We start from the raw sequence: 25,494 nt of genomic DNA, 5'->3' as shown, positions 1-25,494 counted from the left end.
AGTCCTTCGGTCGGGTCAGAAATCAGGTGCGGGATCGCGTGGAGTCTAGGCGACGTCGCGGTGCACGAGCCGTGCAGCCGTGTCGACCGCGCCGGCCACGTCGCCGTCGTGGGGGTAGAGCAGGGTGCGACCGACGGTGAGGCCGCGCACGCCCGGGAGCGCGAGCGCGTTCTCCCAGGAGGCGAAGGTCTCGTCGGGGTCGCCGCCGTTGTCGCCGCCGAGCAGCAGCGTCGGCATCGTGGTGGCCTCCATGACGCGTTCCATCTCGGGCACCACGGGCAGCTTCATCCAGGTGTATGCGCTGGAGTTGCCGAGCCCCGAGGCGATCGCGGTCGACAGGATGACGGCGTCGGCCGACAGGTCGTTCACGACCTTGCCGTTCACGCGGTTGCTCATGAAGGGTTCGAGCATAATCGGCAGGCCGGCCGCCGCAGCGTCGTCGACGGCGCGCGCCGTCGCCTGCAGCGTCGCCGCGGTACCGGCATCGTTCAGGTCGACACGGATGAGCGTCTTCGCGAAGTCGAGCCCCTGCCGCACCATCGCGTCGATGTCGTACGCGGTGTAGCGGTCGTCGAGCTCGAACGAGGCCCCGCGCAACCCGCCGCGGTTCATCGAGCCGACGACGATCTTGTCGTCGAGCAGGCCGAGCGCCGCGAGGTCGTCGATGATGTCGGGGGTGCCGAGCACGCCGTCGACGCCAGGGCGCGATAGCGCGATCGCCATGCGCTCGAGCAGGTCGTAGCGGTTGGCCATGGCGGTGGCATCACTGCCAACGGCGATGGCGCCGCGGGCCGGGTGATCCGCCGCCACGATGAACAGACGGCCGTCACCCGCGATGACGTCGCGCCGGCGTCGCTCGGCGAGCGCGCGGCCGATCGCCGCCGGATCGCCCGCACGGAGGTCGCGCAGGGCTTGGAAATCGAGTGCCATGATCAGGCCCCCTTCGTGAGCAGGGCCTCGACCTCAGCGGCGTCGGGCATAGCCGTGGAGCACTCGCGACGAGTGGCCACGATCGCGCCGGCGACGTTGGCGAAGCGGAAGATGCGCTCGAGATCCCAGCCCTCGAGCAGCCCGTGGATGAGGGCGCCGCCGAATGCATCGCCCGAGCCGAGCCCGTTGATGACGTCCACGAAGTGCGGGGGCACCTCGACGCGCTCGTCGCGCGTCTTCGCGAGCACGCCCTTGGGCCCCTGCTTCACGATCGCGAGCTCGATGCCGCGCTCGAGCAGCGCGTCGGCGGCGCGATCGGGTTCGGTTTCGCCGACCGCGACCTCGCACTCCTCTTTATTGCCCACGGCGATCGTGGCGTGCGCGAGCGCTGCGCCCGCCTGCGCGGTGGCCTCGGCGGGGTCGGCCCAGAACATCGGGCGGTAGTCGAGATCGAAGATGGTGTGGGGCTTGCCGGCACGGGCTTCGAGCGCGGCGAAGTGCGTGGAGCGGCTCGGCTCCTCGCTCAGGCCGGTCAGCGTGAACCAGAGGATGCGCGCCTCGCGCACCGCGTCGAGATCGAGATCTGCCGTCGCGATCTGCAGGTCGGGTGCCTTCGGCTTCCGGTAGAAGTACAGCGGGAAGTCATCGGGCGGAAAGATCTCGCAGAAAGTGACGGGGGTCGGAAACTCGGGATCGATCTTCACCTCGCGCGGGTCGACGCCAAGGCGATCGAGCTCGCGCAACAGGTACCGCCCAAACGGATCATCGCCGACGCGCGATACCAGCGCGCTCGCCCGACCGTACTTTGCGGCGGCGACGGCGACGTTCGCCGCACTGCCCCCGAGGTACTTGCCGAAGCTCGTGACATCTTCCAGGCCGACCCCGTCTTGCAACGGGTAGATGTCGACTCCGAGTCGACCCATGGCCAGGACGTCATCTGGACGCCGCACTTCCGACATTCGATACCCGCCTTCTCGTGGTGACGTGCGCGGGCCCCGTGCACCGCTGCATTTGTCCTAACAATAGCACGAAGATGAACGGAAACCATCCGGAAATACGGGAAAGGGGTAATGTTGTCAGCACATTAGGGCTGGGGACTGTCCCTCGTCGCGAGCCCGCGTGCCACCCCAGCGCCGAGGAGCACCTATGAGTACAGACCCCGTGTGGCCGAGCGAACTCTTCGCCGACCTGGATCGCAACGGGCCCATCCCGCTCTACTTCCAGATCTCGAGCCGCCTCGAGCGCGCGATTCGCGACGGCATCATCCCCGCCGGGGCCCGCCTCGAGAACGAGATCGCGATCGGCCATCACCTCGGTCTCTCGCGCCCCACCGTGCGGCGCGCCATTCAGGAACTGGTCGATAAAGGCCTGCTCGTGCGCCGCCGCGGCATCGGCACCCAGGTCGTGCAGGCGCGCGTCAGCCGCCCGGTCGAACTCACCAGCCTGCAAGAAGACCTCACGCGCGCCGGCCACCACCCCACCACCCGCGTACTCTCGCTCGAGAAGATCCCCGCCGACGAAGAGGCCGCGGTGCGGTTGCGCGTCGCGGTCGGCACGGAAATCACCCGAATCCGCCGTTTGCGCAGCGCGGACGGCACGCCGATGGCGATCCTCGAGAACCTGCTGCCGCCCGAGTACGCCGACATCACGTTCGACGACCTCGAGGCCCACGGGCTCTACGAGATGCTGCGGGCGCGCGGGATCGCCATCAAGATCGCAAACCAGACCATCGGGGCACGTCGCACCCACAGCGACGAGCACGAACTGCTCGACGTCGCGAAGGGCAGCCCGGTGCTGACCATGGATCGCGTGGCCTTCGACCAGGGCGGCAGCGTCATCGAGGCCGGCCACCACTGCTACCGCCCCGACCTCTACTCGTTCGAGACGACGCTCGTCTCGCGCTAAGGGCTCGCACGGAGCCCCAGTCGGTCAGCCTGCCAGTCGTCGGTCAGTCGCCGATGATGTCGCGATAGACCTCGACCAGGCGCTCCGACGACGCCTGCCAGCTGCGGCGCAGGGCGTGCGCGCGCGCCGCGTCGCCCATCTCCTTGAGACGCGCCGCGTCGCCGAGCATCTCGAGCACCGCGTCAGCCCACACCGCGGCGTCGTCGCCCGCGACGAGCGCTCCGGTCTCCCCCGCGATGACCGCCTCGCGCAGCCCGCCGGCGTCGCGGGCGATCACCGGCACACCCGAGGCGGCCGCCTCGAGCGCGACAAGGCCGAACGTCTCTGAGTGCGACGGCACGAGCATCAGGGTTGCCGAGCGAATGCGTTCGGCGAGCTCCCGACGGCGCAGCGCACCATCGAACGCGGTCGTGCGCAGCATGCCGTGCTGCGCCACAGCATCGTGGAGCGCGCGCACGTACTCGTCGCCGTCGGGCGGCGGTGCCCCCACGATGCGCAAGCTCGGGCGCTGATCCTCGGGAATGCGCGCGATCGCGTCGATGGCCAGGTCGAAGCCCTTGAGCGGATGCAGGCGACCGACGAGGATCACCTCGGCTCGACCGCCCCCGCGCAGCCAGTCGCGCTGCTCTTCACAGGCGGCCGTGTCGCACGGGTGGAAGAGTTCGGTATCAACGCCGAGCGGCACGACGCGCACCCGACCCGGATCGCCCGCGAGGCGCGCGAGCACCGTCGCCCGCTCCGCCTCACTCACCGCGATGATGAGGTCGGCTTCATTCGCGAGTCGTGCCTCGCCCGCGAGCCGGCCCGGCGACTCCGGGCGCTCCCCCTCGCCGAGGGGCGACTCGGGCGGCGCCGCGATGGAGTGGTAGCTCTGCACGAGCGGCACACCGAGTTCTCGGGCCACCGGCAGTGCCGCGATGCCTGAGAACCAGTGCTCCGCGTGCAGCACCTGCACCGGGTCGGCGCGCAACTCGTCGGCCAGCAGGTCGCCGAACTGCGCCATAACCGCCTCGTGCTCGCCCTTTGCGAGCAGGCGCGGTGCACCGGCGTCGAGTAGCACGACGGTCAGATTGGGGCGCAGCTCAACGCGCGACGGGGTTTCGGCATCGCTGCGCCGAGTAAAGATGCGCACGCGGTGACCGGCTGCGGCGAGCGCCTCGGCCTGAGCGCGCACGACGACGTTCATGCCCCCGGCGTCTTTCGTGCCCGGCACGTCGAGCGGCGACGTGTGGAGCATGACGAAGCCGATCGACAGCGAAGCGGTATCCATACGTCGAGCGTAGTGGCAGGATCGGGGTACCCGGTGCGTTGGGTGATAATCGCTACGCACCCTCGACTCCAGATACCCCTCGGGGGTACCATGACAACATCTGATCAATCGAGGAGGGTCATGGGTCAGCACGATCACCCGCACGACAACCGGCACGACGGCGACGGCGGCGAAGCCTGCGAGCCCGAGTTCAGCGCCGGCCACCCGGCACGACCCGCGCACACGGCGGCCGAAGGCCACGGCGGTCACAGTCACGACCACGGCCTCCAGGGGGCCTCGTCAGGCACCGCGAAGCATCGCCGCAAGCTGATTCTGGTGCTCGTCATCACGCTCACCGTGTTCGTCGTGCAGGTCGTCGGCGCGCTCATCTCGAACTCGCTCTCGCTGCTCGCCGACGCCGGGCACATGCTCACCGACGCGACCGGTGTCGCCATCGCACTCATCGCAAGCCTGATCGCAGGGCTCGCTCCCACCTCGAAGCGCACGTTCGGCTATCTGCGGGTCGAGGTGCTCGCGGCGCTGGTCAACGGCATCGTGCTCGGCGTCATCGCCGTGGTGATCCTGATCCAGGCCCTCTCGCGTTTCGGTGCCGAAGTCGAGGTGCACTCGGGGCCGATGCTCATCGCGGCGATCATCGGCGCCGCCGCGAACCTCGTCTCACTGCTCATTCTGCAATCTGGCCAGAAGGAGAGCCTCAACGTGCGCGGGGCGTACCTCGAGGTGCTCGGCGATCTCCTCGGGTCGGTCGCCGTCATCATCGCCGGAGTCATCATCATGCTCACGGGGTGGAACGCCGTCGACCAGATCGCGTCCATCCTCATCGCGATCCTCATCTTCCCTCGCGCCATCAGCCTGCTGCGCGATGTCGTCGATGTGCTCCTCGAAGCCTCTCCCAAGAACATCGACGTCGATGCCGCACGCACGCACATGGAAGCGGTGCCCGGAGTCGAAGAAGTACACGATGTCCACGCCTGGACCATCACGTCAGGAGTGCCGGCCTTCTCCGCCCACGTCACCGTCTCGGACTCGGCGTGGAGTGAGCGCGGGTACCACGCGATTCTCGACGAGGTGCGCGCGTGCCTGCACGAGCACTTCGACACCTCGCACGTCACCCTGCAGCTCGAGCCCCGCAGTCATGAGACCGCCGGCGAGCACGTGCACGCCTGACCCCGCCCGATCCGCATGATCTTGCGGGTGAATTCCGGTGTCGCAGGCTGTCGTAAACCGTGACTGACCGCCACCCCTTTGACATAATGAGTATTAGCTGTGTATCAAAGCTAGTTCTCAGAAAGTGAGCTCCTCCATGACCGGTACCGTTCGTAACGCGGTAGCTGAAGCCCTGGCGACCCTGCTGTTCGTCTTCTCGATCGTCGCGGCGATCAACAACGCAGGCGACTTCGCGCCGCTCGCCATCGGCTTCACGCTGATGGTGCTCATCTACGCGACCGGCCACCTCTCGGGTGCGCACCTCAATCCGGCCGTTTCGCTCGGCGCCCTGCTGCGCGGCGCGCTCAGCGCCGGCGACTTCGTCGCCTACGTGATCGCTCAGCTCGTCGGCGGCGTGCTCGGTGCCCTCATCGCAGGGCTCATCTTCCCGGCAGCCGAGGCGGCCAAGGAGATCGAGGTCGGCCCCGCGTTCCTCGTCGAGGCGATCTTCACCTTCATCCTGGTCTACGTCGTGCTCAACGTCGCGACCTCGAAGGACACCGAGGGCAACTCGTTCTACGGCCTCGCCATCGGCTCCGTCGTCGTCATCGGCGCGTTCGTCGTCGGCCCGATCTCGGGTGGCGGCTTCAACCCCGCCGTCGCGCTCGGCCTCGCCGTGCACGGTGACTTCGCCTGGTCGAACATCTGGCTCTACTTCGTCGCCCCGCTCGTCGGCGGCGCGCTGGCCGCCCTCGCATTCCGTGCGCTCAACAGCCACGATCTCGCGAAGGCCGACGCCTAAGCACCCTCCGCGGCCGAGCGCCGCACCCCGAAGGGCCCGATCGGATCACCTCCGGTCGGGCCCTTCGACGTTCACCGAGTGACGAGCGTGTGCAGCAGCTGCATCAGGAACACGAACCCGAATCCGAACCCGGGAATCAGCAACACCGAACCCACGATGCCGCCCCACATCATGCCGCGCTCACGCAGCATCCCAGCCCACACGCTGCCGAGCACGCCGGCGGGCAGCAAGGCGACGCAGATCATCCACATCACCGACAGCCACGTGAGCCCGGCCCAGCTATCGGCAGTCGCCAAGAACCCGATCCAGAACACCGCCAGCCAGATCCACGGCAGCGCTACGCACGCCGGCGCCGCTCGGCGCATCCACCGCGGTCGGTCGGGCGCCTGCACGCCCACGCCACGCCACCCGCGCATCGGGTCGAGCGGCCTCGGCGGCTGATACATCGGTGATCCGTTCGCGTGCAGCGGCGATCAGTCGAGCAGCAGCGCCGGTTCTTCGAGCACAGAGGCGACGTCGGCGACGAAGCGCGAAATCACGTCGCCGTCCACGATGCGATGGTCGAACGAGCCGCCGACCGTCGTCACCATGCGGGGGCGCACCTCGCCGTCGACGACCCACGGCTTCTCGCGAATCGTGCCCATCGCCATGATGCCGCACTCGCCGGGGTTCAGAATCGGCGTACCGAAGTCCATGCCGAAGACCCCGATGTTCGTGATCGTGATCGTGCCGTTCGCCATTTCCGCGGGCTGCGTGCGCCCGTCGCGCGCGGTGATCGTGAGCTGCTCGATCGCGGTCGCGAGGTCGCGCAGGTTCAGCTCCTGCGCGTCCTTGATATTCGGCACCACGAGGCCGCGCGGTGTCGCGGCCGCGATGCCGAGGTTCACGAAGTTGTGGCGAATGATCTCGGTGTCGGTGAAGGTCGAGTTGACTTCGGGGTTGCGCCGGATCGCCCAGAGCATCGCCTTCGCGAAGATCAGCAGCGGCGAGACCTTGACGCCCGCGAAGTCGGTCGAGGCCTTGAGGCGCTTCACGAACTCCATGGTGCGCGTCGCATCGACATCGGTGAACACGCTGACGTGCGGCGCCTCGAAGGCGCTCTCGACCATCGCCTTGGCGATCTGCTTGCGCATGCCCTTGAGCGGAATACGCTCTTCTCGCGCCGCCTGCGGCTCGGGGGTCGACAGATTGCGGAAGAGGCTGGCCTGCGATGCCTGGCGCACGACATCATCGCGCAGCACCTCGCCGGCGATACCCGTGCCGGTGACCTCTGCCAGGTCGACGCCGAGGTCTTTCGCGAGCTTGCGAATCGGTGGCTTCGCGAGCACCGGGGCCGCTTCGGCGACCGGAATCGATGCGGCAGCGGCACCAGCGCCGCCTGCGGCCAGCGGCGGCTCACCGCCACGACGTCGCCGCGACGTGACGGCACCGCCGGTGCCGTACCCCACGAGCACTGCACCGCCCTCGGAATCCTCGTGCTGCACACTCGCCGATGCGTCGGCGACCGCTTCACGCGTCTCGTCGCTGTCGACGGGCGCGGCATGCGTGTCCTCCGACACGTTCGCGGGCGCGGGCGATGCAGGCGCTGCGGCTTCGCCGCCGTCAACCGTGACCCGCATGATCGGGTCACCGACCGGAACCGTATCGCCGACCTCGACCAGCAGCTCGGCGACGACGCCGGTGAAGGGTGACGGCAGTTCGACGAGCGACTTCGCCGTCTCGATCTCGCAGATCACCTGGTTCAGCGCGACAGTATCGCCGGGGGCCACGTGCCACGTGACGATCTCGGCCTCGGTGAGCCCCTCGCCAACGTCGGGGAGGGGGAAGGTCATCTCGCTCATGGGTGCTCCTGGGTTCGGGATGGTCTGAATCAATACTGCATCGTGCGGTCGACGGCCTCGAGCACCCGATCGGCATCGGGCAGGAAGAGCGGTTCGATCGCCGCAGCGGGGAATGGCACGTCGTAGCCGGAGACGCGCAGCACCGGGGCCTGCAGCGAGTAGAAAGCACGCTCGGCGACCGTCGCGGCGATCTCGCTGCCGACGCTTGCATTGCCCGAGGCCTCCTGCGCGACGACCAGGCGACCGGTCTTGCGCACCGACTCCAGAATGGGCTCATAGTCGATGGGCGAGATCGTGCGGAGGTCGATGACTTCGATGCTCGTGCCCTCGGACTGCGCGATTTCGGCGGCCTGCAGCAGCGTGTTGACCATCGCACCGAACCCGACGACGGTGCAGTCGGCGCCTGGTCTGGCGACGCGACTCCGGTGCAAATCGGCCGCGGGGGCCTCAGGATCGACCTCGCCCTTCTGCCAGTACTTCGCCTTGGGTTCGAAGAAAAGCACCGGATCGTTCGATGCGATCGCCTGCTGGATCATCCAGTAGGCGTCGTTCGCCGTCGACGGCGCGACGACGCGCAGCCCCGGGGTGTGCGCGAAGTAGGCCTCGGGGCTCTCTTCGTGGTGCTCGATCGAGTTGATGTGCCCGCCATACGGCACGCGTATGACGATCGGCATGTCGACCTTGCCGTCGTGCCGGGCGCGAATCTTCGCGAGTTGCGTCGTGATCTGGTTGAAGGCGGGGAAGATGAACCCGTCGAACTGAATCTCGACGACCGAGCGGTAGCCGCGGAGCGCGAGACCGATCGCGCTGCCGACGATGCCGGCCTCCGCGAGCGGGGTGTCGAGCACGCGCGCCGAGCCGAACTCCGCCTGCAACTTGTCGGTCACACGGAAGACGCCGCCGAGCGGGCCGATGTCTTCGCCCATCAGCAGCACCCGGTCGTCGGCGGCCATGGCCGTGCGCAACCCCTCGTTGATCGCCTTCGCAATCGGCAGGGTGGTGCGTTCGGCGAGCGTCACGATCTCGGTCATGCGGCGCCTCCTTCGAACGACGACTCGTAGTGCGCGAACCAGGCGCGCTGCTCATCGATGCGCGGATGCGGTTCGGCGTAGACGTGCGCGAACATCGACTCGGGCTCGGGCTTCGGCAGGGTCAGGATCTGATCGCGTACCGCCTTCGCACGCTGGTCCGCGGTTTCGGCGACCTCGGCGAAGAACGCGTCGTCGATGCCCAGGCTGCGCAGGTAGGCCTCGAGTCGGGCGATCGGATCGCGCTGCTGCCAGACCTCGAGCTCGCCGTCGGGCCGATAGCGTGTCGGGTCATCGGCGGTCGTGTGCGCACCGATGCGGTACGTGAGTGCCTCGATGTAGCCGGGCCCCGCGCCCTCGCGCGCGAGCCGCAGGAATCGGCGGCCGACCGCGAACGCCGCGAGCGGGTCGTTCCCGTCGATCTGCACCGCGCGCAGGCCGAAGCCGAGGGCGCGACGGTACAGCGGGGTTCGCGACTGGCGCTCGACGGGCACTGAGATCGCCCAACCGTTGTTCTGCACCACGAAGACCTCGGGCGTCTGGTAGCTCGCGGCGAAAATCATGGCCTCGTTCGGGTCGCCCTGGCTCGAGGTGCCATCGCCGTAGAAGACCATGGTGGCCTCGCCGGTGGCCGTGCCCGCTTCACCCGCGTCGAGCGCGGTATCGCCGTTGCGGCGCTTCGCGTCGAGCACCTGAGCGAGCGCGTGGCCCGTGGCGTGCTGGGTCTGCGAACCGAGCACCAGAGTGTAGAGGTGCACGTTGCCGTTGGCCGGGTCGGTGATGTCCCACCCGCCGTGCGTGACGCCACGGAACTGCGCGGCGATGTCGAGCAGGTCGACGCCGCGCACGCTCGCGACGAGGTGCTCGCGGTAGGCCGGAAAGACGTGGTCTTGAGGTTCGGTGGCTCGCACGAGACCGACCTGGCAGCCTTCTTGCCCGACGCTCGGCACCCAAAGGGCGAGCTGGCCCTGGCGCTGCAGATGCGTGCACTCGGTATCGAAGGCTCGAGTGCCGACCATGTCGCGGTACCACTGCTGCAGGTCAGCAGTGGTGACACCCTCGAGTTCGGCGGCGTATTCGGCAGCAGTGTCTGACGGCGCGTACCCGCCATCCGCATCCAGGAAGCGGATCGGCTCGGGATCGTCGCCGTGCAGCAGGCGCTCTGTGATCTGTTCGCTCATCTCGATTCAGTGTAGTGAGCGGGTCTGCGCATCGCGGGATATACCAGCACTCTTCGCCCGAATGCGCAGGGGCGATCAGCCCGCCGCGAGAGCCGCCAGGTGCGCGCGCACGATCGAGACGACGACCTCTGCGCTCTCCGCCTCTGCCACCGTGACGCGCACACCGGTGCCGGCGAACGGGCGCACGAGCGTGCCGGCCTCGGCGAACTCCGCGGCCAGCGCCAACGCGTCGGGCACCCCGCCGGCCGAGCGATCCTGCTCGGGAATCCACACAAAGTTGCCCTGCGCCTGCGGCACCGCGAGACCGAGTTCGCGCAGCGCTGCGGCGAGCGCATCGCGACGGTTCGCGAGCTCTGCGACGCGTTCTGCGTGGACCGCGCGCGCCTCGGGTGTCAGTGACGCACGGGCCGCGGTTTCGGCGATACCGGTGACGGAGAGCGGAATCGAGACGCTCGCCGCGGCCGCGAAGATCGCCGGATCGCCAACGCCGTACCCGATGCGCAGCCCCGCGAGGCCGTACGCCTTCGAGAACGTGCGCAGCACCACGAGGTTCGGGTGATCGCGCAGCACATCTTCGCCGCGCACCGCCTCGGGGTCGGTCACGAACTCGCGGTACGCCTCGTCGAGCACCACGAGGGTGTCACGAGGAACTCGCACCATGAAGCGGTCGAAGTCGGCGCGGCGAATCGTGGGGCCGGTCGGGTTGTTGGGGGAGCAGAGCAGCACGACGCGGGTACGTTCGGTGATCGCTTCGGCCATGGCGTCGAGATCATGCTCGGCAGCCGCGGTGAGCGGCACCGCAACACTCTCCGCACCCGAGGCGAGCCCCAGCGACGGGTACGCCTCGAAGCTCGGCCAGGCGTGCACGTACGCGTCGCCCGAGCCGGCCGCCGCGTGCACGAGCTGGAAGAGGATTGCGACCGAGCCGGCGGCGAGATGCACGTGCGTGCCCGGTACCCCGAAGTCGGCACCGATGGCGTCGCGCAGCTCCGGCATCGCGACCGCGGCATAGCGGTTGATGTCGGTGCGCCCCGCGATGGCTTCGAGCACGCCGGGAAGCGGGGCGAACGGGTTCTCGTTGCTCGAGAGCTTGAACCCGGGCTTCGTCGGCGCAGCACCCTGACGGTAGGCCGGCACGGCCAGTACGTCGGCGCGAAGACGAACGGGGGAGACTGCGGGCTCACTCATGGTCACCGAGTCTAGTGACGCACGCGGCCTGACCCGAGCGCGCCCCGAGCGGCGGTGCGAGAATGGGCATATGCGATCCGTCATCCGCGTGCTGGTCAACGCCTTCGCCCTCTGGCTCACCACACTCATCGTGGGCGGCCCCGGGAATCACGGAGTGTGGGTGGAGTCGCCCGGCGACACCGTGCTGCGGGAGTTCGGCACGCAGCCCCTGTCAGATATGACGGTGGACGACCCCAATGCGCCGCTCATCCGCATCATCACCCTGGTGCTCATCGCCCTCGTCTTCGGCCTCGTCAACGGCACTCTGGGCCGTGTGGTGCGGTTCGTCTCGATCCCGCTCTACATCATCACGATCGGTCTCTTCGGGCTCATCGTGAACGGGGTCATGTTCTGGGTCGTCGCGTGGCTCTCCGATCTTGCCGGCTTCGGGCTGCGGCTTGGAGGGTTCTGGTGGGGTGTACTCGCGGCGCTCGTGCTCACGATCCTCTCGGGCATTCTGAACGGGCTGCTCGGCACGTCGAAGAAGAAGGACCGCTGAGCACGCCGATCACCGAGAATCACCGATCGCCTCGCTCCGGCGTGTGGGTCGCGTGAGGTGGTCGATCCATTTCGGTGTACCGAATACCCAGGTCCATCCAATTCTGCGCATTGCTCTGGACAGGATCATCGGACCGATGATGCCCGCGAGAACTGAAACAGTGAACACGATCTCGACCGTTGTTCCAGGAATCCGCTGCAAGACGATGCGCGTTCCTGCAAGGAAGATGATGTGCGCGAGAAACACCGGCATGGTGTCGGCACCGATCGCCGTGATCGCTCGACTCACCCATCGCACCCGAGAGATCAAGACCGCGAGCGCGCAGCCTGCGACAATTCCGAGGAGCGTAGCGCTCATGCTCAGTGCGATTTCTGGCATCGTCAGGCGCGCAGTGTCGACGGGATTCACCGCACCCTGGCCGAACGCCCACAGCGCAGCAGCACCGGCGAGCACACCGATCACCAGCCACCTGGCAAGGTGACGGTCTGCCAATTCGGCTGCGCGGGGGGCACCAATGAGGGCTCCCAATCCGATGAATACGACGCTGCCCAAAGGCGTGAGTCCGACGACTCCCGGGTTCCATCCCCAAGTGATCAACGACAGCGCAGTGAGCAATCCGAGCAGCAGCGGAAGCTCCCAGACGCGAAGCATTGCGACGAGTACCGTGCCCACAATCATGAACGGCAGAAAGTACAGCTGATCCGTCGCTCTCCAGATCTCAAGCGCATGCCATCCCAACCCGGTGCCGCCGTTCGTGAGGGGCGCAGCCGCGATTTCGACGGCGCCCTGCAGTACTGTCCAGAGCAGGTACGCCCACAGCAGCGCGAGCGACCGACGCGCCAGGTATCTGGAGGTCCCGCTCCTCTCCACCGCGCGCGGAATGAACAGCCCTGCGATGAACGCCATGCACGGCACATTGAGCATTCGAGTGAAATCATGCAGGCCGACGAACCATGAGCCCGAATCGATCCATCCCGAGTTCAAGAGCCCGACGCTGGCGTGGTTGATGACAACAATGACGAGGGCAAGGCCACGGAGAACATCGATCGGAACCGATCGCCGCATCGCGCCGAAACGCTGGTCGTCTTGCGCTCGCGCGAGCCGCTGCAATGCTCTTTCGTTCGCCATGCCGTCACACCCCGAGAACGCTTGTCGTACTGACCCTTGAATATTTCAAATGACAGAATATCAGAGTTCTGGAGAACGTTCCATTGCTTTCTCCTGCGGGGCTGATGACGCTTCGATGGGTGGCGCCCCGCATGGGAGAATGAGAGACGGACCGCGATCCCGAATCTCGAGAGGCTCACATGACCCCGCTTCCCACGCAGCCCATCAGCCCGCTCGACGGACGGTACCGCGCAGCGGTCGCCGACCTCGGCAACACGCTCTCAGAGGCGGGCCTCAACAAGGCTCGCGTGCACGTCGAGGTCGAGTGGCTCGCCTACCTCACCGAGCACTCGCTGCTCGGTGGCACCCCGATCGAGCCCGAGCAGCTCACCGCACTGCGCGCCTGGGCCGCCGACTTCGGTCAGTCCGAGATCGATGAGCTCGCCGAGACCGAGCGCACGACGCAGCACGACGTGAAGGCCGTCGAGTACCTCGTGCGTGCACGCCTCGAAGCGCAGGGGCTCGGGCACCTGGCCGAGCTCACCCACGTCTGCTGCACCAGTGAAGACATCAACAACCTCTCGTATGCGCTGACGGTCAAGCAGGCCGTCGCCGACGTGTGGCGCCCCCGCTTCGAAAAGGTCATCGGTGCGATCGCCGCCCAGGCCGAGCAGTACCGCGAGCTCCCCATGATGAGCCGCACGCACGGCCAGCCCGCGACGCCGACGACGCTCGGCAAGGAGCTCGCCGTCTTCGTGCACCGCCTCGAGCGCCAGCTCAATCAGATCGACGACATCGAGTACCTCGGCAAGTTCTCGGGTGCGACCGGCACGTTCGCAGCGCACCTCGCCGCCGACCCCGACACCGATTGGGCAGAGGTGTCGCAGCAGTTCGTCGAGGGCCTCGGGCTCGATTGGAACCCGCTCACCACGCAGATCGAATCGCACGACTGGCAGGCCGAGCTCTACACGCGCATCGCTCACGCGAACCGCATTCTGCACAACCTCGCGACCGATATCTGGAGCTACATCTCCATCGGCTACTTCCGCCAGATCCCGGTCGAGGGCGCCACGGGTTCGTCGACCATGCCGCACAAGGTGAACCCGATTCGGTTCGAGAATGCCGAGGCCAACCTCGAGCTCTCGAACGCGATCCTCGACTCGCTCGCCGCAACGCTGGTGACGAGCCGCTGGCAGCGCGACCTCACCGACTCCTCGGCGCAGCGCAACATCGGTGTGGGGCTCGGTCACTCGGTGCTCGCCCTCGACAACATCCTCAAGGGTCTCGGCCAGATCGATGCGGCCCCCGACGTACTCGCCGCCGATCTCGACAGCAACTGGGAGGTGCTCGGTGAGGCGATCCAGACCGTGATCCGCGCCGAGGTGACCGCCGGTCGCTCAACGATCAGCGACCCCTATGCCGCGCTCAAGGAGCTGACCCGCGGCCGTCGTATCGGCCAGGCAGAACTCATCGAGTTCGTGCAAGGCCTCGAAATCGGTGACGCCGCGAAGCAGCGGTTGCTCGCACTCACCCCCGCGACCTACATCGGCGACGCCGTGCGTCTGGTCGACTTCCTGCAGCGCTAGCGCTGCTCGCATGCGCGGGATCGCGCGAGGCTCGGGCGAACGCCCCGCCTTCGCACGATCCCGTTCGTGTATCTGCGCCTGACCGTGGAACCGCGCGCTCGCCTCTGCGCTGTTCGACGGAGCTGAGCGCGAGCTACGATGTGACCATGAGCCCGGAGCCGAGTCGCCGATTCTCGCTGACGACCGCGCTCGACCACGCATTCTTCGTCTACGCGGGCATCGCGGCGATTTGGCTCGCCTGGCTGATTTTCACCGAGAGCTTCCACATCGGCTGGTTCGGCATCCTCTTCATGATCGCCTTCTGGGTGATCCTCGCCTATCTCGTGCTGCCTCGCCTGCATCGCATTCTGACGACGATCTACGTGCCCGACTACTTCATCGGCCGCGCCCGCACGAGCGATGGCTTGTTGGGCGATCCGATCAATCTCGCGGTGCGCGGTGACGAAGACGCGCTGCACCGCGCAATGGAACGTGCGGGGTGGATCAAGGCCGACCCTGTCACCCTCGGCTCATCGTGGCGGATCATCAGCTCGACCATCACCCGGAGCAGTTATGATCGCGCACCCGTCAGCCCGCTCTTCCTCTTCTCGCGCATGCAAGACTTCGCGTACCAGCAAGAGGTCGAGGGGAATCCGGCGAAGCGTCACCACGTGCGATTCTGGCGCACTCCTGATGGCTGGCTGCTGCCCGGTGGCGCCCGCGTCGACTGGTTGGCGGCCGGCACGTTCGATCGGGCCGTCGGGCTGTCGCTGTTCACCCTGCAGGTGACCCACAAGATCGACGCCGATACCGATGTCGAGCGCGACCACGTCATCTCGACCGTGCGTTCAGCGGATGCCGGTGTCGGCCTCGAGGTGCTGCGCGACTTCGCCACCGGGTATCACTCGCGCAATGGTGGCGGGGATTCGATCCACACCGATGGCGACCTGCCGATTCTCGATGTGGGGAAAGCATGAGCGAGCTTCACGCCAAGCGGTCGGCCTCAGAGGCGGCAGCGGTGCTCGCTGGCCCACAGGCCCCGGCACCACCCACAGCGAAGCGCCCGTTGTCGCTGGCAGGGGGCGCCCTGCTCGTGCTGCTGCGCTGCCTCGGCGGCATCCTGTGGATAGTGAGCGTCGTCATCGCCTGGCCACGCCTCATGCGCGATGTCGACCTCGACGGCGTCAGTTCGGGCTTGGTGCTCGGAGTGTTCGTCGCGTTCGAGGCGCTCTGGATCTGCTCGTTGGCGCTTTTCGCCTGGGCGTTGTGGCGGGGCAGCAATCGTGCGCGCATGCTCGCGATGTGCTGGGCGGCCACCAGCATCACCGCGTCGGCCATCAACTACTTCGTGTCTGGTGCGGAGATCACGGTACGCACGACCCTGTTGACGCTCTCACTCGACATACTGCTCCTGCTCGCCCTCTCGAGCCGGGACGCCCGTGCGTGGACCATCGGCCGACGGGATGCGCGCCGGGAGCACAAGCGTCAGCTGCGCCGGGCGTAACGACGGAGAGCCGCAGGCGTCGCGGCCAGTGCCGATGCCCGTTGCGCGAGCGGGGTCAGTGCCAGTTGGGCTTGTCGTCGGGGCCGCGCAGATCTTTGCGCGCGTCGATGTCTTCTTGACTCGGCTTGCCGCCGAGCCCCACGAGGGCGACCATCATGATGGAGACGATGAAGCCGACACCGAGAAAGACCAGACCGAGCACCAGGTCGCGCGTGGTGAGCAGCACGACCAAACCGGCGAAGATGCCGAGCACGAGCGAGAAGCCGATGAGTTCGAGCGGCTTCAGGCGGTCACGACGTGACGGGGTCACGCGATCCTGATTGGCGGGCTCGGGAGGCTGGGTCATCGTGTGCTTTCGAAGAGGTGCAGGGAAACTACTGCTCGGTGGCCGCGACCGACGTCGCGGTGCGACGCGTGTCGAAGGCCGAAATGCCGAGGAAGACGCCGGCGACCATGGCGTAGGCGCCGAGGAAGCCGAGAATGGCCACCTGGTCTGTGCGGACCAGGATGGTGAGCAGCGCGAGGAGGATGCCAATCGCGCCGAGGAACACCGCGTCTTGGCGGCTGCCCGGACGCACGGTCGAGCCAACGAACTCGAGCAGCGCGCTCACGAGTGCCCAAGCCGCGACGATGACCGCGAAGCCGATGACGGAGCCGGTGATCGGCAGCGCGACCGCAGCGGCGATCGACACGACCGCCAACAGGAGCGGCACGGCGTTACCGCCTGAGGCGCGCACCGAGAACCACTCGAGCAGGTGCGCGATGGCGATGAGGCCGAAAATGGCCGCGGTCACGCCGAGGTCGAAGCCCAGCTGCTCGTGCAGGGTGGCGGTGAATGCGATAGCGATGCCGGCGATGATCAGCACGGCAACGCGCACGAGTCGAACGGGGCGTGCGACCGGAGTCTCAGGAGTCGGTGATTCCGCAGCTGTCGGTACTGCAGCAGCCATGACACCCCTTTCTTCGTCTCGCCCCAGTCTACCCCGGCGCCACCCGAGAGAATCCCGGTCGCACCCGCGTGCGGCTGGCGCTCGCTGTCAGACCTGAGGCATGTCTTGGAAGCGCGAGTAGTGGCCTTGGAATGCGACGGTAACGGTGCCCGTGGGCCCGTTGCGCTGCTTGGCGAGGATGAAGTCGGCCTCACCCGCGCGCGGGCTGTCACGGTCACCGACGGCTTCGCGGTGCAGCAGGATCACCATGTCGGCGTCTTGCTCGAGCGAGCCCGATTCGCGCAGGTCGCTGATGGCGGGCATCTTGTCGGCGCGCTGCTCAGACGCACGGTTCAGCTGCGACAGTGCGATGACCGGCACGTCGAGCTCTTTCGAGAGCAGTTTGAGCGCACGCGAGAACTCGGAGACCTCTTGCTGACGGCTCTCCGACTTCTTGCCGCTCGAGAGCAGCTGCAGGTAGTCGATGACCACCATGCGCAGCCCGTGCTGCTGCTTGAGACGACGGCACTTCGCTCGGATCTCGACCAGCGTGAGGTTCGGGCTGTCGTCGATGTAGAGCGGCGCCTCGGCGACACGCGCCTGCGTTGCGGCGAGCTTCTGGAAGTCGCGCTGATCGAGCGCGCCCTTGCGCAGCGTCTGCATCGGAATGCTGGCCTCTGCGGCGAGCAGACGCATCGCGATCTCGGCTCGCCCCATTTCGAGTGAGAAGAAGACAGTCGGCGCGTTCGCGTGCACCGAAGCGTTGCGCGCAACATCCATGGCCAACGTCGACTTACCCATGGCCGGTCGGGCCGCGATGATGATCATCTGCCCGCCGGCGAACCCGTTCGTCATCGCGTCGAGCTCGCTGAAGCCCGTGGGCACGCCAAGCATGCCGTCCGTCTGGCTGTTGGCCTTGTTGATCTCTTCGAGGGCGGCGTCGACCGCGAGGTGCAGGGGCACATAGTCTTCACCCTGACTCTCGCCCGTCACTCCGTAGATCTCCGACTGCGCGACGTTGACGAGATCGATCGCCTCACCCTCTCCCGCATACCCCATCTGCACGATTCGGGTCCCTGCTTCGACCAGACGACGCAGCAGGGCCTTCTCGGCGACGATCTCGGCGTAGAAGCTCGCGTTTGCGGCAGTCGGCACGATGCTGGTCACAGTGTGCAGGTACTCGGCGCCGCCCGCACGCTGCAGCTCACCGCTCTTGGTGAGTTCGTCGGTGACGGTGATGACGTCGGTCGGCTCACCTCGCGAGTAGAGCGAGAGCACCGCCTCGTAGATCACCTCGTGCTTGGGCACGTAGAAGTCGGGCCCCTTGAGCAGACCCGTGACATCGGCGACGGCGTCTTTCGAGAGCAGCATGCCGCCGAGCGCGCTCTGCTCGGCGAGCAGGTCGTAGGGCGGCGTGCGCTCGTGCCCGCGCGACTCTTCTTCGACAAATGGGTCCGGTATGCCCAGGTGCGCGATCGACACTCGGTCACTTCCTCTCGCTGCGGTGGATTCGGTTACTGATCGATCAGACACCAGACCCCGGACATTCACGGTAGGGGTCAGGAGGCCTGGCATCAATCGCCCAACGGCGAACTGTTTTCCACCCTGTGGATAACTTGGTGAATAACTCACCGATCTGAGCCACATGTTTTCCACAACGCTGGGGAAAACATGTGGAGGGCTTGTGGAGGAGAAGTAATTTAGCTCCTCTGATCTGGTTTTTTACTTTTCCACAGGGGAAAAGTTATTCAAGTCTCAGGTGCGCATTGAACCTTGACGAAACGCCCGACATGTGGAGAACTTGCGCCACGCCGAGCGCAATTGGTAGCGCTTTCAGATTCACATCCAAACTTCCTGTTCACGCGGCGTTCAGCGCAAGGACCCCGAGAACACGACGGCGGGGTGCGACTCCGGATCACCGGAATCGCACCCCGCCGTGTCGCGAGAACGGAGCTTTAGCGCTCCGAGATCACCTGCAGCGTGATCTTGGCGTCGACACCCTCGTGAAGGTGGATGATCGCCTGGTACTCGCCCGTGGTCTTGATCGCGGGGAGCGTGATCTTGCGCTTGTCGATCTCGCCAATGCCAGCAGCCGAAACAGCGTCGGCAACCGCAGCGGGCTTGATCGAACCGAAGAGACGGCCACCGGTGCCGGTCTTCGCCTGGAGACGGATCTTGCCCGCCTGCAGCTTCGCCTTGAGCGCCTGCGCGTCTTCGACCGAAGCGAGCGCACGCGCGTCGCGAGCCGCACGGAGCTGCGCGACCTGGGCCTCGCCACCGCGGGTCCAGTGCACTGCGTAGCCCTGGGGCACGAGGTAGTTACGTGCGTAACCGGTCTTGACGTCTACAACGTCACCGGCGGAACCGAGGCCCTGGACCTCGTTCGTCAGAATAACCTTCGACATGTTGCTCTACTCCTTAGCGGCCGGAACCGGCGTAGGGGAGGAGAGCCATCTCGCGGGCATTCTTAACTGCCTTGGCGATGAGTCGCTGCTCCTGGACGGACACGCCGGTGATACGGCGGGCGCGGATCTTGCCGCGCTCAGAGATGAACTTGCGGAGCGTTGCGACATCTTTGTAATCGATGACGCCGACGGTCTGCTTCTTCGCGGGTGCGAGGGTCTTGGCGTTCTTACCGCGACCCGGCTTGCGGGCTGCGCCGCTGGACTTGCCTGCCATAATTGGTCTCTTTTCGTGATGCGTTCCGGCTGGGCCGGATCAAGAAGTTTAGAAGGGTTGCTCGTCGTCGAAACCGCCGCCGAAGCCGCCGCTGGAATCGCCCTGGCCCGAGTTGGTCCAGGGGTTGTCCTGCTGCTGCTGGGGCTGAGCGGCGGGCTGACCCCAGCTGCTCTGCCCGGCGGGCTGATTCGAGTTGCCGCCACCGAAGCCGCCAACCTGACCACGTGCCTGGCCGCGAGCGACCTGAGCAGTGGCGAAGCGGAGCGACGGCCCGACCTCTTCGACCTCAAGGTCGAGAGAAGTGCGCTGCTGCCCCTGGTTGTCGGTGTAGCTGCGCTGGGTGAGGCGGCCCTGCACGATGACGCGCATGCCCTTCGTGAGCGATGCGGCAATGTTGTCGGCGTACTCTCCGTACGCGCGGCAACCGAGCCACAACGGTTCGCCGTCCGACCAGTCACCCGACTGACGATCGCGCACGCGCGGCGTCGAGGCGATCCGGAAGGTCACCCAGGACTTACCCGCCTGGCTGACACGCGGCTCCGGGTCGGCAACCAAGTTGCCAACGACTGTGATCAGCGGCTCACCGGCCATGAGCTACGCGCCGACCTTTGCAGCGGCGCGTGCCGCCTTGGCCTGGTCGCGCTTCGTCTGAGCAGCGCGCTGGGCGATGAGCTCGTCGGAGCGGAGCACCTTGGTGCGGAGCACGGCCTCGGACAGGCCCAGCTGGCGATCGAGCTCAGCGGTGGCTTCGTGCGACGCGGTGAAGTTCACCACGACGTAGATGCCCTCGGACTGCTTCTTGATCTCGTAGGCCAGACGGCGCTTGCCCCAGATGTCGATGTTCTCGATCTCGCCACCCGCATTGCGGATGACGCCGAGGAACTTCTCAATGCTGGGGGCAACGGTGCGCTCGTCGATACCCGGATCGAGGATCACCATCAGTTCGTACGGATGCATTATTGACCCACCTCCTTCGGACTTCACGGCCACAGGATTTCTGTGACAGGAGGGTGTTTGTGCATCGTGCCTCCGTGACGCACCGGTGCGCGGCACGCAGACAACCTCAGTAGCTTAGCACTTTGCGGCCGTGTTGGCACCTGTGCGCCGACCCACCGCCGCCACCCCGCCTAGGCTGATCACCATGCGGATCGCGCTCATCTCGATGCACACCTCTCCGGCGGCGGTGCCGGGGAGGGGCGATGCCGGGGGAATGAACGTGGTGGTCCGCGAAGCAGCCAGCGCTCTCGCCGCTCGCGGTCACGATGTCTCGGTGATCACACGGGCGACCGCTGCCGAGCCCGCAGGCACCAGGCCACTGCATGCCAGCCACCCCTCCGGGGCACGATTGATCTCCATCGCCGCGGGTGATCCCGATGCACCGAAAGAGGCATTGCCCGCGCTCGTTCCCGATTTCTCGCGGGCCATGGTCTCGCGGTTCGCGGATGATCACGCATTCGATGCGGTGCACGCGCACTACTGGCTGAGCGGAGTCGCCGCCCTCCCGCTGGCGGCAACGTCGCGCGTCGTGCCCGCGATCACGCTCCACACCGTCGGGGCGCAGAAGAATGCGCTGCTCGCGCCCGGAGCACGCCCCGAGCCCCCGCTGCGCCTCGCCGCCGAGCGCGCAGTCGTGATGCGCGGTACCGCGGTCGCGGTGAGTCGCGCCGAGGCCGCGGCGATCCGCCACGCGACTGCGGTGCCGGTTGCCGATGATCGACTCGTTCTCCCGGGAGTCGACACGTCGATGTTTCGTCCTCGACCGCGCGATGTTTCCCGTGAAACACCGACGACGCTGCGGCTCACGGTGCTCGGTCGCGTGCAACCCCTCAAAGGCCAGGATCTCGCCGTACGTGCCGCGGTCGCACTCGCGCAGCGCGACCCCGAACTCTGGTCGCGCACCGAACTGATCATTGCGGGGGAACCGACCCCCGGCGCTGAACCGTTCGCGCGACAGTTGCGCGAGCTCGCCCGCATCGGCGGCATCGCGAAGCAGGTGCGGTTTCTCCCGGCGCAGGATCGCGCGAGCGCCGCCCAGCTCCTCTCCGAGAGCACGCTCGCGCTCGTACCGTCACACTCGGAGACCTTTGGCCTGGTCGCCCTCGAAGCCGCGGCGAGTGGCACCCCGGTCATCGCGGCGGCGCACACCGGGCTCGTCGAGGCCGCGCCCGACGGCATTGCGGGTGCCCTCGTCGAGGGGCGGGATCCGGAGCAGTGGGCCGCCGTCATCGCGGCACTGCTGCGCGACGCCGCGCGCCTCACCCGTCTGCGGGAGAGCGCGCGGCGGCATGCGCTCTCCCATGATTGGAGTGCGCACGCCGCCGCGCTCGAACGCATCTACGCGAGCCTGCGCCTCACGTGAAACTCGCGCCGAGGGCGCACCCGCCCCCACGCACCAACGTCACTCGCCGAGGAACGCCTCAAGCTCCTCGCGCGCAGCGTGATCGGGCTTCTGTACCGCCGGCGACTTCATGAAGTAGGCCGAGGCGGACTCGACGGGACCGGCGAGGCCGCGATCCAGCGCCAACTTCGCGCTGCGGATGGCATCGATCATCGTTCCGGCGGAGTTGGGGGAGTCCCAGACCTCGAGCTTGTACTCGATGCTCATCGGGACGTCGCCGAAGCCGCGGCCCTCGAGTCGCACGAACGCGAACTTGCGGTCCTCGAGCCACGGCACGTGGTCGCTCGGCCCGATGTGCACATCGTCGGCAGGCAGGTCGACATCGATGTTCGAGGTGACCGCCTGCGTTTTCGAGATCTTCTTGGACTTCAGGCGGCTGCGCTCGAGCATGTTCTTGAAGTCCATGTTGCCGCCGACATTGAGCTGGTACGTGTGGTCGAGCGCGACACCGCGGCTCTCCATGAGGCGAGCGAGCACGCGGTGCGTGATCGTCGCGCCGACCTGGCTCTTGATGTCGTCGCCCACGATGGGCAGCCCGGCTGCGACGAACTTCGCGGCCCATTCCGGATCGCTCGCCACGAACACAGGCACCGCGTTCACGAACGCCACACCCGCTTCAAGCGCCGCCTTGGCGTAGAACTTCACGGCGTCATCGCTGCCGACCGGCAAGTAGCACGCGAGCACCTCAGCACCCGAGTCGCGCAGCACCTGGGCCACATCGACGGGGGTGAGCTCTGATTCCTCGACCGCGTCGCGGTAGTACTCGCCGAGCCCGTCGAGCGTCGGGCCGCGCTGCACCTCGATGCCGAGCTTCGGCACGTCCGAGAACTTGATCGTGTTGTTGTGCCCCGCCCAGATCGCCTCGCTGAGATCGAGACCGACCTTCGTCGCGTCGACCTCGAATGCGGCCACGAACTCCAGATCGGAGACGTGGTATCCGCCGAGTCGCACGTGCATCAGGCCCGGAACCTGCTCATCGTCGGCAGCGCCGCGGTAGTACTCCACGCCCTGCACCAACGAGCTCACGCAATTGCCAACGCCCGCGAGGGCCACCTTCACACTCATCGCACCCCTGTTCTCCGTGTGATTCGGGCGCGAGAACGCCCAACGAGTCAGCTTAGCGAGACGGGTCGTGCGGCTCGGCGTCAGCTCCGCGCTTCGGCGTTCGGCGTAAGCGACTCCGGCGCCGGAGTCAGACGACGAAACACCTCGACCGTGCGGATGGCCTCGCGCTGGCCACCCACGTGAACAATGTCGTCACCATCGACGGTGAGTTGCGTCGCGTACCCGCGCAGCGCGGCGACCTTGCGGGGGAGCCACTCGGTGACATCGTGGACCTCGAACGCATCGGCTCCGGTCGCGTCGGTGTCGGTCGCGTCGGCAGCCGCCGGGTCGCCGACGATCTCCCAGTACGGCAGATCGAGCGCCTGGGCCACGGCACGCGCGATGCGATACGCAAACACGTGATCGGGGTGCCCGTACCCGCCCCCATCGTCATAGCTCACGATGACCTGCGCACCCGACTGGTACGCAGCAGCCAGCAGGTCGTTGAGCGCTTCGACGGCCGGCGCCGAGGTGAGCGCATCTGGCCCGGCTTCGGGCGCCGCGGTCGCGCGGCCATCGGGCCCCCAGATCATGCCGGAGTCTTCGTAGATCACCGGCGGGAAGCCCTCGGCCCGCGCGGGTTCGACCCCGAGAAACGCGTGGCGCTCGACGCCGAGCATGCCGAGTGCGGTCTTCAGCTCGTTCTGCCGCGCGACGGCGATGCCGTGCGCCGCGACCAGTGCCTCGAGCGGGCCGGCGACCACCTCGCCCTGCTCGCCACGAGTCAGGGTGACCAGCAACGGTTCGCGCCCGGCCTCGGCGAGCGCGGCGAGTGTGCCGCCGGTCGCAATGGTCTCATCGTCGGGGTGCGCATGCACGAACATCGCCCGCGGGCGCCCGTCGAACCAGGTCGCTGCGTCACTCATTGGGGGTCTCCTGTCGGGCGGTTCGAGACGAAGGGGGAGGGGCATCGGCTGCGTGCTCCGCGAACCAGGCGCGCAGGCGATCGGCCGCGGCTTCCTCGCCAATGGGCCCCTCGTCGAGGCGCACCTCGAGCAAATACTTGTAGGCCCGGCCGACGACCGGCCCGGGCGCGATACCGAGCAATGCCATGATCTGCTCGCCATCGAGTTCGGGGCGCACCGCGGCGAGCTCCTCGGCTTCGGCGAGCTCATCGATGCGCCGCTCGATGTCGTCGTAGGCGTGCTCGAGCCGCTCCGCCTTGCGGCGGTTGCGGGTGGTCACGTCGGCGCGCGTGAGAATGTGCAGTCGCTCGAGCTCGGCGCCGGCGTCGCGCACGTAGCGTCGCACCGCGGAGTCGGTCCACTGCTGGTCGCTGTACCCGAAGAACCGCAGGTGCAGTTCGACGAGTCGGGCGACGCGCTTCACGGTGTCGTTGTCGAAGCGCAGTTCGCGCAGCCGCTTCTTCGCCAGCTTCGAACCGACGACATCGTGGTGGTGGAAGGTGACGCCGCCGCGCTCGAATCGCCGGGTCGCGGGTTTGCCGATGTCGTGGAGCAGGGCGGCGATGCGCAGCACGATGTCGGGTTCGGTCGTTTCGGGATCGCGCCGCTCGATCTCGAGCGCGATGGCCTGCCGCAGCACCGTGAGGCTGTGCTCGTAGACATCCTTGTGGCGGCCGTGGTCGTCTTGCGTTTCGACGAGCGCGGTCAGCTCGGGGAGGAAGCGATCGACGAGGCCGGTCTCGACGAGCAGGCGGATCCCGGGTTCCGGGTCGGGTGCCGAGAGCAGCTTCACGAACTCATCACGGATGCGCTCCGCCGAGATGATGTCGAGGCGTTCCGCAAGCTCGTACATCGACGCCTGCGTTTCCGGGGTGACCGCGAATCCGAGCTGCGCGGCGAACCGTGCGGCTCGGAGCATGCGCAGCGGATCATCCGTGAACGAGATCTCGGGTGCACCCGGCGTGCGGATCGTGCCGGCCAGCAGATCCTCAACACCACCGGAGACGTCGACGAGTCGCAGATCCGGCAGCATCAGCGCGAGCGCGTTGATCGTGAAGTCGCGCCGCACGAGATCACCCTCGATGGAGTCACCGAATTGCACGTCGGGCTTGCGGGAATCGTCGCGGTAGATCTCAGCACGATAGGTCGTGATCTCAACGGTCTCGCCATGCACCTTCGCGGCGATGGTGCCGAAGTCGCGACCCACATCCCACACATTCCCCGAGACCAAATCGAGAATGGCGCGCGTCTCATCGGGCCGAGCCGACGTCGTGAAGTCGAGATCGGTGACCGGGCGGCCGAGCAGGGCGTCGCGCACCGGCCCGCCGACGAGAGCGAATTCGTGGCCGCGTTCGGCGAATGCCGCGGCCAGCGTGGCGACCGGCGCCGAATCGGCGATGGCGCGCACGGCGTCCATCGAGGCAGCGAGGGAGGGCATCTCACCAGGGTACCTGGGTCCGCTCCACGACCCCGT

The 25,494-nt window shown here is 67.1% G+C and carries 27 protein-coding genes; 8 read left to right on the top strand and 19 right to left on the bottom strand.

Annotated elements, in window-relative coordinates; genetic code table 11:
* Positions 1-45 precede the first annotated feature (45 nt).
* Both AMS67_RS03105 and iolC read right to left on the bottom strand, forming a co-directional pair.
* Entirely contained in the window at positions 46-930 is an 885-nt protein-coding gene (locus tag AMS67_RS03105) for a class I fructose-bisphosphate aldolase (protein ID WP_053386058.1), read from the bottom strand.
* Between the two features lie 2 nt (positions 931-932).
* Complete coding sequence (iolC, locus tag AMS67_RS03100) at positions 933-1,889, bottom strand: 5-dehydro-2-deoxygluconokinase (RefSeq protein ID WP_053386057.1); 957 nt, start codon at positions 1,887-1,889, stop codon at positions 933-935.
* Positions 1,890-2,076: 187 nt separating this feature from the next.
* Here iolC and AMS67_RS03095 point away from each other — a divergent pair, with 187 nt between their 5' ends.
* Complete coding sequence (locus AMS67_RS03095) at positions 2,077-2,835, top strand: GntR family transcriptional regulator (protein WP_053386056.1); 759 nt, start codon at positions 2,077-2,079, stop codon at positions 2,833-2,835.
* A 43-nt stretch (positions 2,836-2,878) separates the two neighbouring features.
* On the opposite strand, the gene AMS67_RS03090 is transcribed toward AMS67_RS03095, so the two are convergent.
* Positions 2,879-4,105, bottom strand: a complete 1,227-nt coding sequence (locus tag AMS67_RS03090) for a glycosyltransferase (protein WP_053386055.1) — start codon at positions 4,103-4,105, stop codon at positions 2,879-2,881.
* 120 nt (positions 4,106-4,225) lie between these two features.
* Here AMS67_RS03090 and AMS67_RS03085 point away from each other — a divergent pair, with 120 nt between their 5' ends.
* Together AMS67_RS03085 and AMS67_RS03080 are read left to right on the top strand one after the other, a co-directional pair.
* A complete protein-coding gene (locus AMS67_RS03085) occupies positions 4,226-5,272 on the top strand; it encodes a cation diffusion facilitator family transporter (protein ID WP_053386054.1) in 1,047 nt (348 codons plus the stop codon).
* A gap of 136 nt (positions 5,273-5,408) precedes the next feature.
* Positions 5,409-6,053 carry an MIP/aquaporin family protein gene (locus AMS67_RS03080; RefSeq protein ID WP_053351458.1) on the top strand — a complete coding sequence of 215 codons (645 nt, stop codon included), beginning with the start codon at positions 5,409-5,411 and terminating at the stop codon, positions 6,051-6,053.
* 71 nt (positions 6,054-6,124) lie between these two features.
* Here the strand turns inward: AMS67_RS03080 and AMS67_RS03075 are convergent, their stop codons facing one another.
* From AMS67_RS03075 to AMS67_RS03055, 5 genes are all read right to left on the bottom strand, one after another.
* On the bottom strand, positions 6,125-6,499 hold the full coding sequence (locus tag AMS67_RS03075) for a hypothetical protein (RefSeq protein WP_053386053.1): 375 nt from the start codon (positions 6,497-6,499) through the stop codon (positions 6,125-6,127).
* Positions 6,500-6,526: 27 nt separating this feature from the next.
* The gene (locus AMS67_RS03070) at positions 6,527-7,894 is read right to left on the bottom strand and encodes a dihydrolipoamide acetyltransferase family protein (protein WP_053386052.1); all 1,368 of its coding nucleotides are present in this window, start codon (positions 7,892-7,894) and stop codon (positions 6,527-6,529) included.
* A gap of 29 nt (positions 7,895-7,923) precedes the next feature.
* A complete protein-coding gene (locus AMS67_RS03065) occupies positions 7,924-8,925 on the bottom strand; it encodes an alpha-ketoacid dehydrogenase subunit beta (protein WP_053386051.1) in 1,002 nt (333 codons plus the stop codon).
* Positions 8,922-10,103, bottom strand: a complete 1,182-nt coding sequence (locus AMS67_RS03060; protein WP_053386050.1) for a thiamine pyrophosphate-dependent enzyme — start codon at positions 10,101-10,103, stop codon at positions 8,922-8,924. The genes AMS67_RS03065 and AMS67_RS03060 overlap by 4 nt, the downstream gene beginning before the upstream one ends.
* Positions 10,104-10,178: 75 nt before the next feature.
* A complete protein-coding gene (locus tag AMS67_RS03055; RefSeq protein WP_053386049.1) occupies positions 10,179-11,291 on the bottom strand; it encodes a histidinol-phosphate transaminase in 1,113 nt (370 codons plus the stop codon).
* Between the two features lie 70 nt (positions 11,292-11,361).
* On the opposite strand from AMS67_RS03055, the gene AMS67_RS03050 reads away from it, so the two are divergent.
* Positions 11,362-11,829 carry a phage holin family protein gene (locus AMS67_RS03050; protein WP_053386048.1) on the top strand — a complete coding sequence of 156 codons (468 nt, stop codon included), beginning with the start codon at positions 11,362-11,364 and terminating at the stop codon, positions 11,827-11,829.
* A gap of 9 nt (positions 11,830-11,838) precedes the next feature.
* Here AMS67_RS03050 and AMS67_RS03045 read toward each other — a convergent pair whose 3' ends face one another.
* Positions 11,839-12,957, bottom strand: a complete 1,119-nt coding sequence (locus tag AMS67_RS03045; RefSeq protein WP_082305248.1) for an acyltransferase family protein — start codon at positions 12,955-12,957, stop codon at positions 11,839-11,841.
* 179 nt (positions 12,958-13,136) lie between these two features.
* Here AMS67_RS03045 and purB point away from each other — a divergent pair, with 179 nt between their 5' ends.
* The 3 genes from purB to AMS67_RS03030 all read left to right on the top strand — a co-directional run bounded on the left by purB (position 13,137) and on the right by AMS67_RS03030 (position 16,005).
* Complete coding sequence (gene purB, locus AMS67_RS03040) at positions 13,137-14,522, top strand: adenylosuccinate lyase (RefSeq protein WP_053386046.1); 1,386 nt, start codon at positions 13,137-13,139, stop codon at positions 14,520-14,522.
* A 146-nt stretch (positions 14,523-14,668) separates the two neighbouring features.
* The gene (locus tag AMS67_RS03035) at positions 14,669-15,478 is read left to right on the top strand and encodes an LssY C-terminal domain-containing protein (RefSeq protein ID WP_053386045.1); all 810 of its coding nucleotides are present in this window, start codon (positions 14,669-14,671) and stop codon (positions 15,476-15,478) included.
* A complete protein-coding gene (locus AMS67_RS03030; protein WP_053386044.1) occupies positions 15,475-16,005 on the top strand; it encodes a hypothetical protein in 531 nt (176 codons plus the stop codon). Before AMS67_RS03035 ends, AMS67_RS03030 begins: the two co-directional genes overlap by 4 nt.
* Positions 16,006-16,060: 55 nt before the next feature.
* On the opposite strand, the gene AMS67_RS03025 is transcribed toward AMS67_RS03030, so the two are convergent.
* From AMS67_RS03025 to rpsF, 7 genes are all read right to left on the bottom strand, one after another.
* Positions 16,061-16,351 carry a hypothetical protein gene (locus tag AMS67_RS03025; protein ID WP_053386043.1) on the bottom strand — a complete coding sequence of 97 codons (291 nt, stop codon included), beginning with the start codon at positions 16,349-16,351 and terminating at the stop codon, positions 16,061-16,063.
* 28 nt (positions 16,352-16,379) lie between these two features.
* A complete protein-coding gene (locus AMS67_RS03020) occupies positions 16,380-16,955 on the bottom strand; it encodes a hypothetical protein (protein WP_053386042.1) in 576 nt (191 codons plus the stop codon).
* A gap of 87 nt (positions 16,956-17,042) precedes the next feature.
* Positions 17,043-18,416 carry a replicative DNA helicase gene (gene dnaB / locus AMS67_RS03015; RefSeq protein WP_053386041.1) on the bottom strand — a complete coding sequence of 458 codons (1,374 nt, stop codon included), beginning with the start codon at positions 18,414-18,416 and terminating at the stop codon, positions 17,043-17,045.
* A gap of 473 nt (positions 18,417-18,889) precedes the next feature.
* Positions 18,890-19,339, bottom strand: a complete 450-nt coding sequence (gene rplI, locus AMS67_RS03010) for a 50S ribosomal protein L9 (protein ID WP_053351444.1) — start codon at positions 19,337-19,339, stop codon at positions 18,890-18,892.
* Between the two features lie 13 nt (positions 19,340-19,352).
* Positions 19,353-19,613, bottom strand: a complete 261-nt coding sequence (rpsR, locus tag AMS67_RS03005; RefSeq protein WP_053351443.1) for a 30S ribosomal protein S18 — start codon at positions 19,611-19,613, stop codon at positions 19,353-19,355.
* A 48-nt stretch (positions 19,614-19,661) separates the two neighbouring features.
* The gene (ssb, locus tag AMS67_RS03000) at positions 19,662-20,204 is read right to left on the bottom strand and encodes a single-stranded DNA-binding protein (RefSeq protein WP_053386040.1); all 543 of its coding nucleotides are present in this window, start codon (positions 20,202-20,204) and stop codon (positions 19,662-19,664) included.
* 3 nt (positions 20,205-20,207) lie between these two features.
* Positions 20,208-20,570 (bottom strand): 30S ribosomal protein S6, encoded by a 363-nt coding sequence (gene rpsF, locus AMS67_RS02995; RefSeq protein ID WP_053351441.1) that lies wholly within the window; start codon positions 20,568-20,570, stop codon positions 20,208-20,210.
* A gap of 184 nt (positions 20,571-20,754) precedes the next feature.
* On the opposite strand from rpsF, the gene AMS67_RS02990 reads away from it, so the two are divergent.
* Positions 20,755-21,972, top strand: coding sequence for a glycosyltransferase (locus AMS67_RS02990; RefSeq protein ID WP_075201203.1), 1,218 nt, complete (start codon positions 20,755-20,757; stop codon positions 21,970-21,972).
* 39 nt (positions 21,973-22,011) lie between these two features.
* Here AMS67_RS02990 and AMS67_RS02985 read toward each other — a convergent pair whose 3' ends face one another.
* From AMS67_RS02985 to AMS67_RS02975, 3 genes are all read right to left on the bottom strand, one after another.
* Positions 22,012-23,076: an inositol-3-phosphate synthase gene (locus tag AMS67_RS02985; RefSeq protein WP_053386039.1), complete on the bottom strand. Its 1,065-nt coding sequence runs from the start codon at positions 23,074-23,076 to the stop codon at positions 22,012-22,014.
* An 80-nt stretch (positions 23,077-23,156) separates the two neighbouring features.
* Positions 23,157-23,981, bottom strand: a complete 825-nt coding sequence (locus tag AMS67_RS02980; RefSeq protein ID WP_053386038.1) for a PIG-L family deacetylase — start codon at positions 23,979-23,981, stop codon at positions 23,157-23,159.
* The gene (locus AMS67_RS02975; RefSeq protein ID WP_053386037.1) at positions 23,974-25,458 is read right to left on the bottom strand and encodes a CCA tRNA nucleotidyltransferase; all 1,485 of its coding nucleotides are present in this window, start codon (positions 25,456-25,458) and stop codon (positions 23,974-23,976) included. Before AMS67_RS02975 ends, AMS67_RS02980 begins: the two co-directional genes overlap by 8 nt.
* Positions 25,459-25,494 lie beyond the last annotated feature (36 nt).

Source organism: Leucobacter japonicus (assembly GCF_001273855.1).
GTDB classification, from domain to species: domain Bacteria; phylum Actinomycetota; class Actinomycetes; order Actinomycetales; family Microbacteriaceae; genus Leucobacter; species Leucobacter japonicus.
This window is presented reverse-complemented; position numbering and strand designations above follow the sequence as displayed.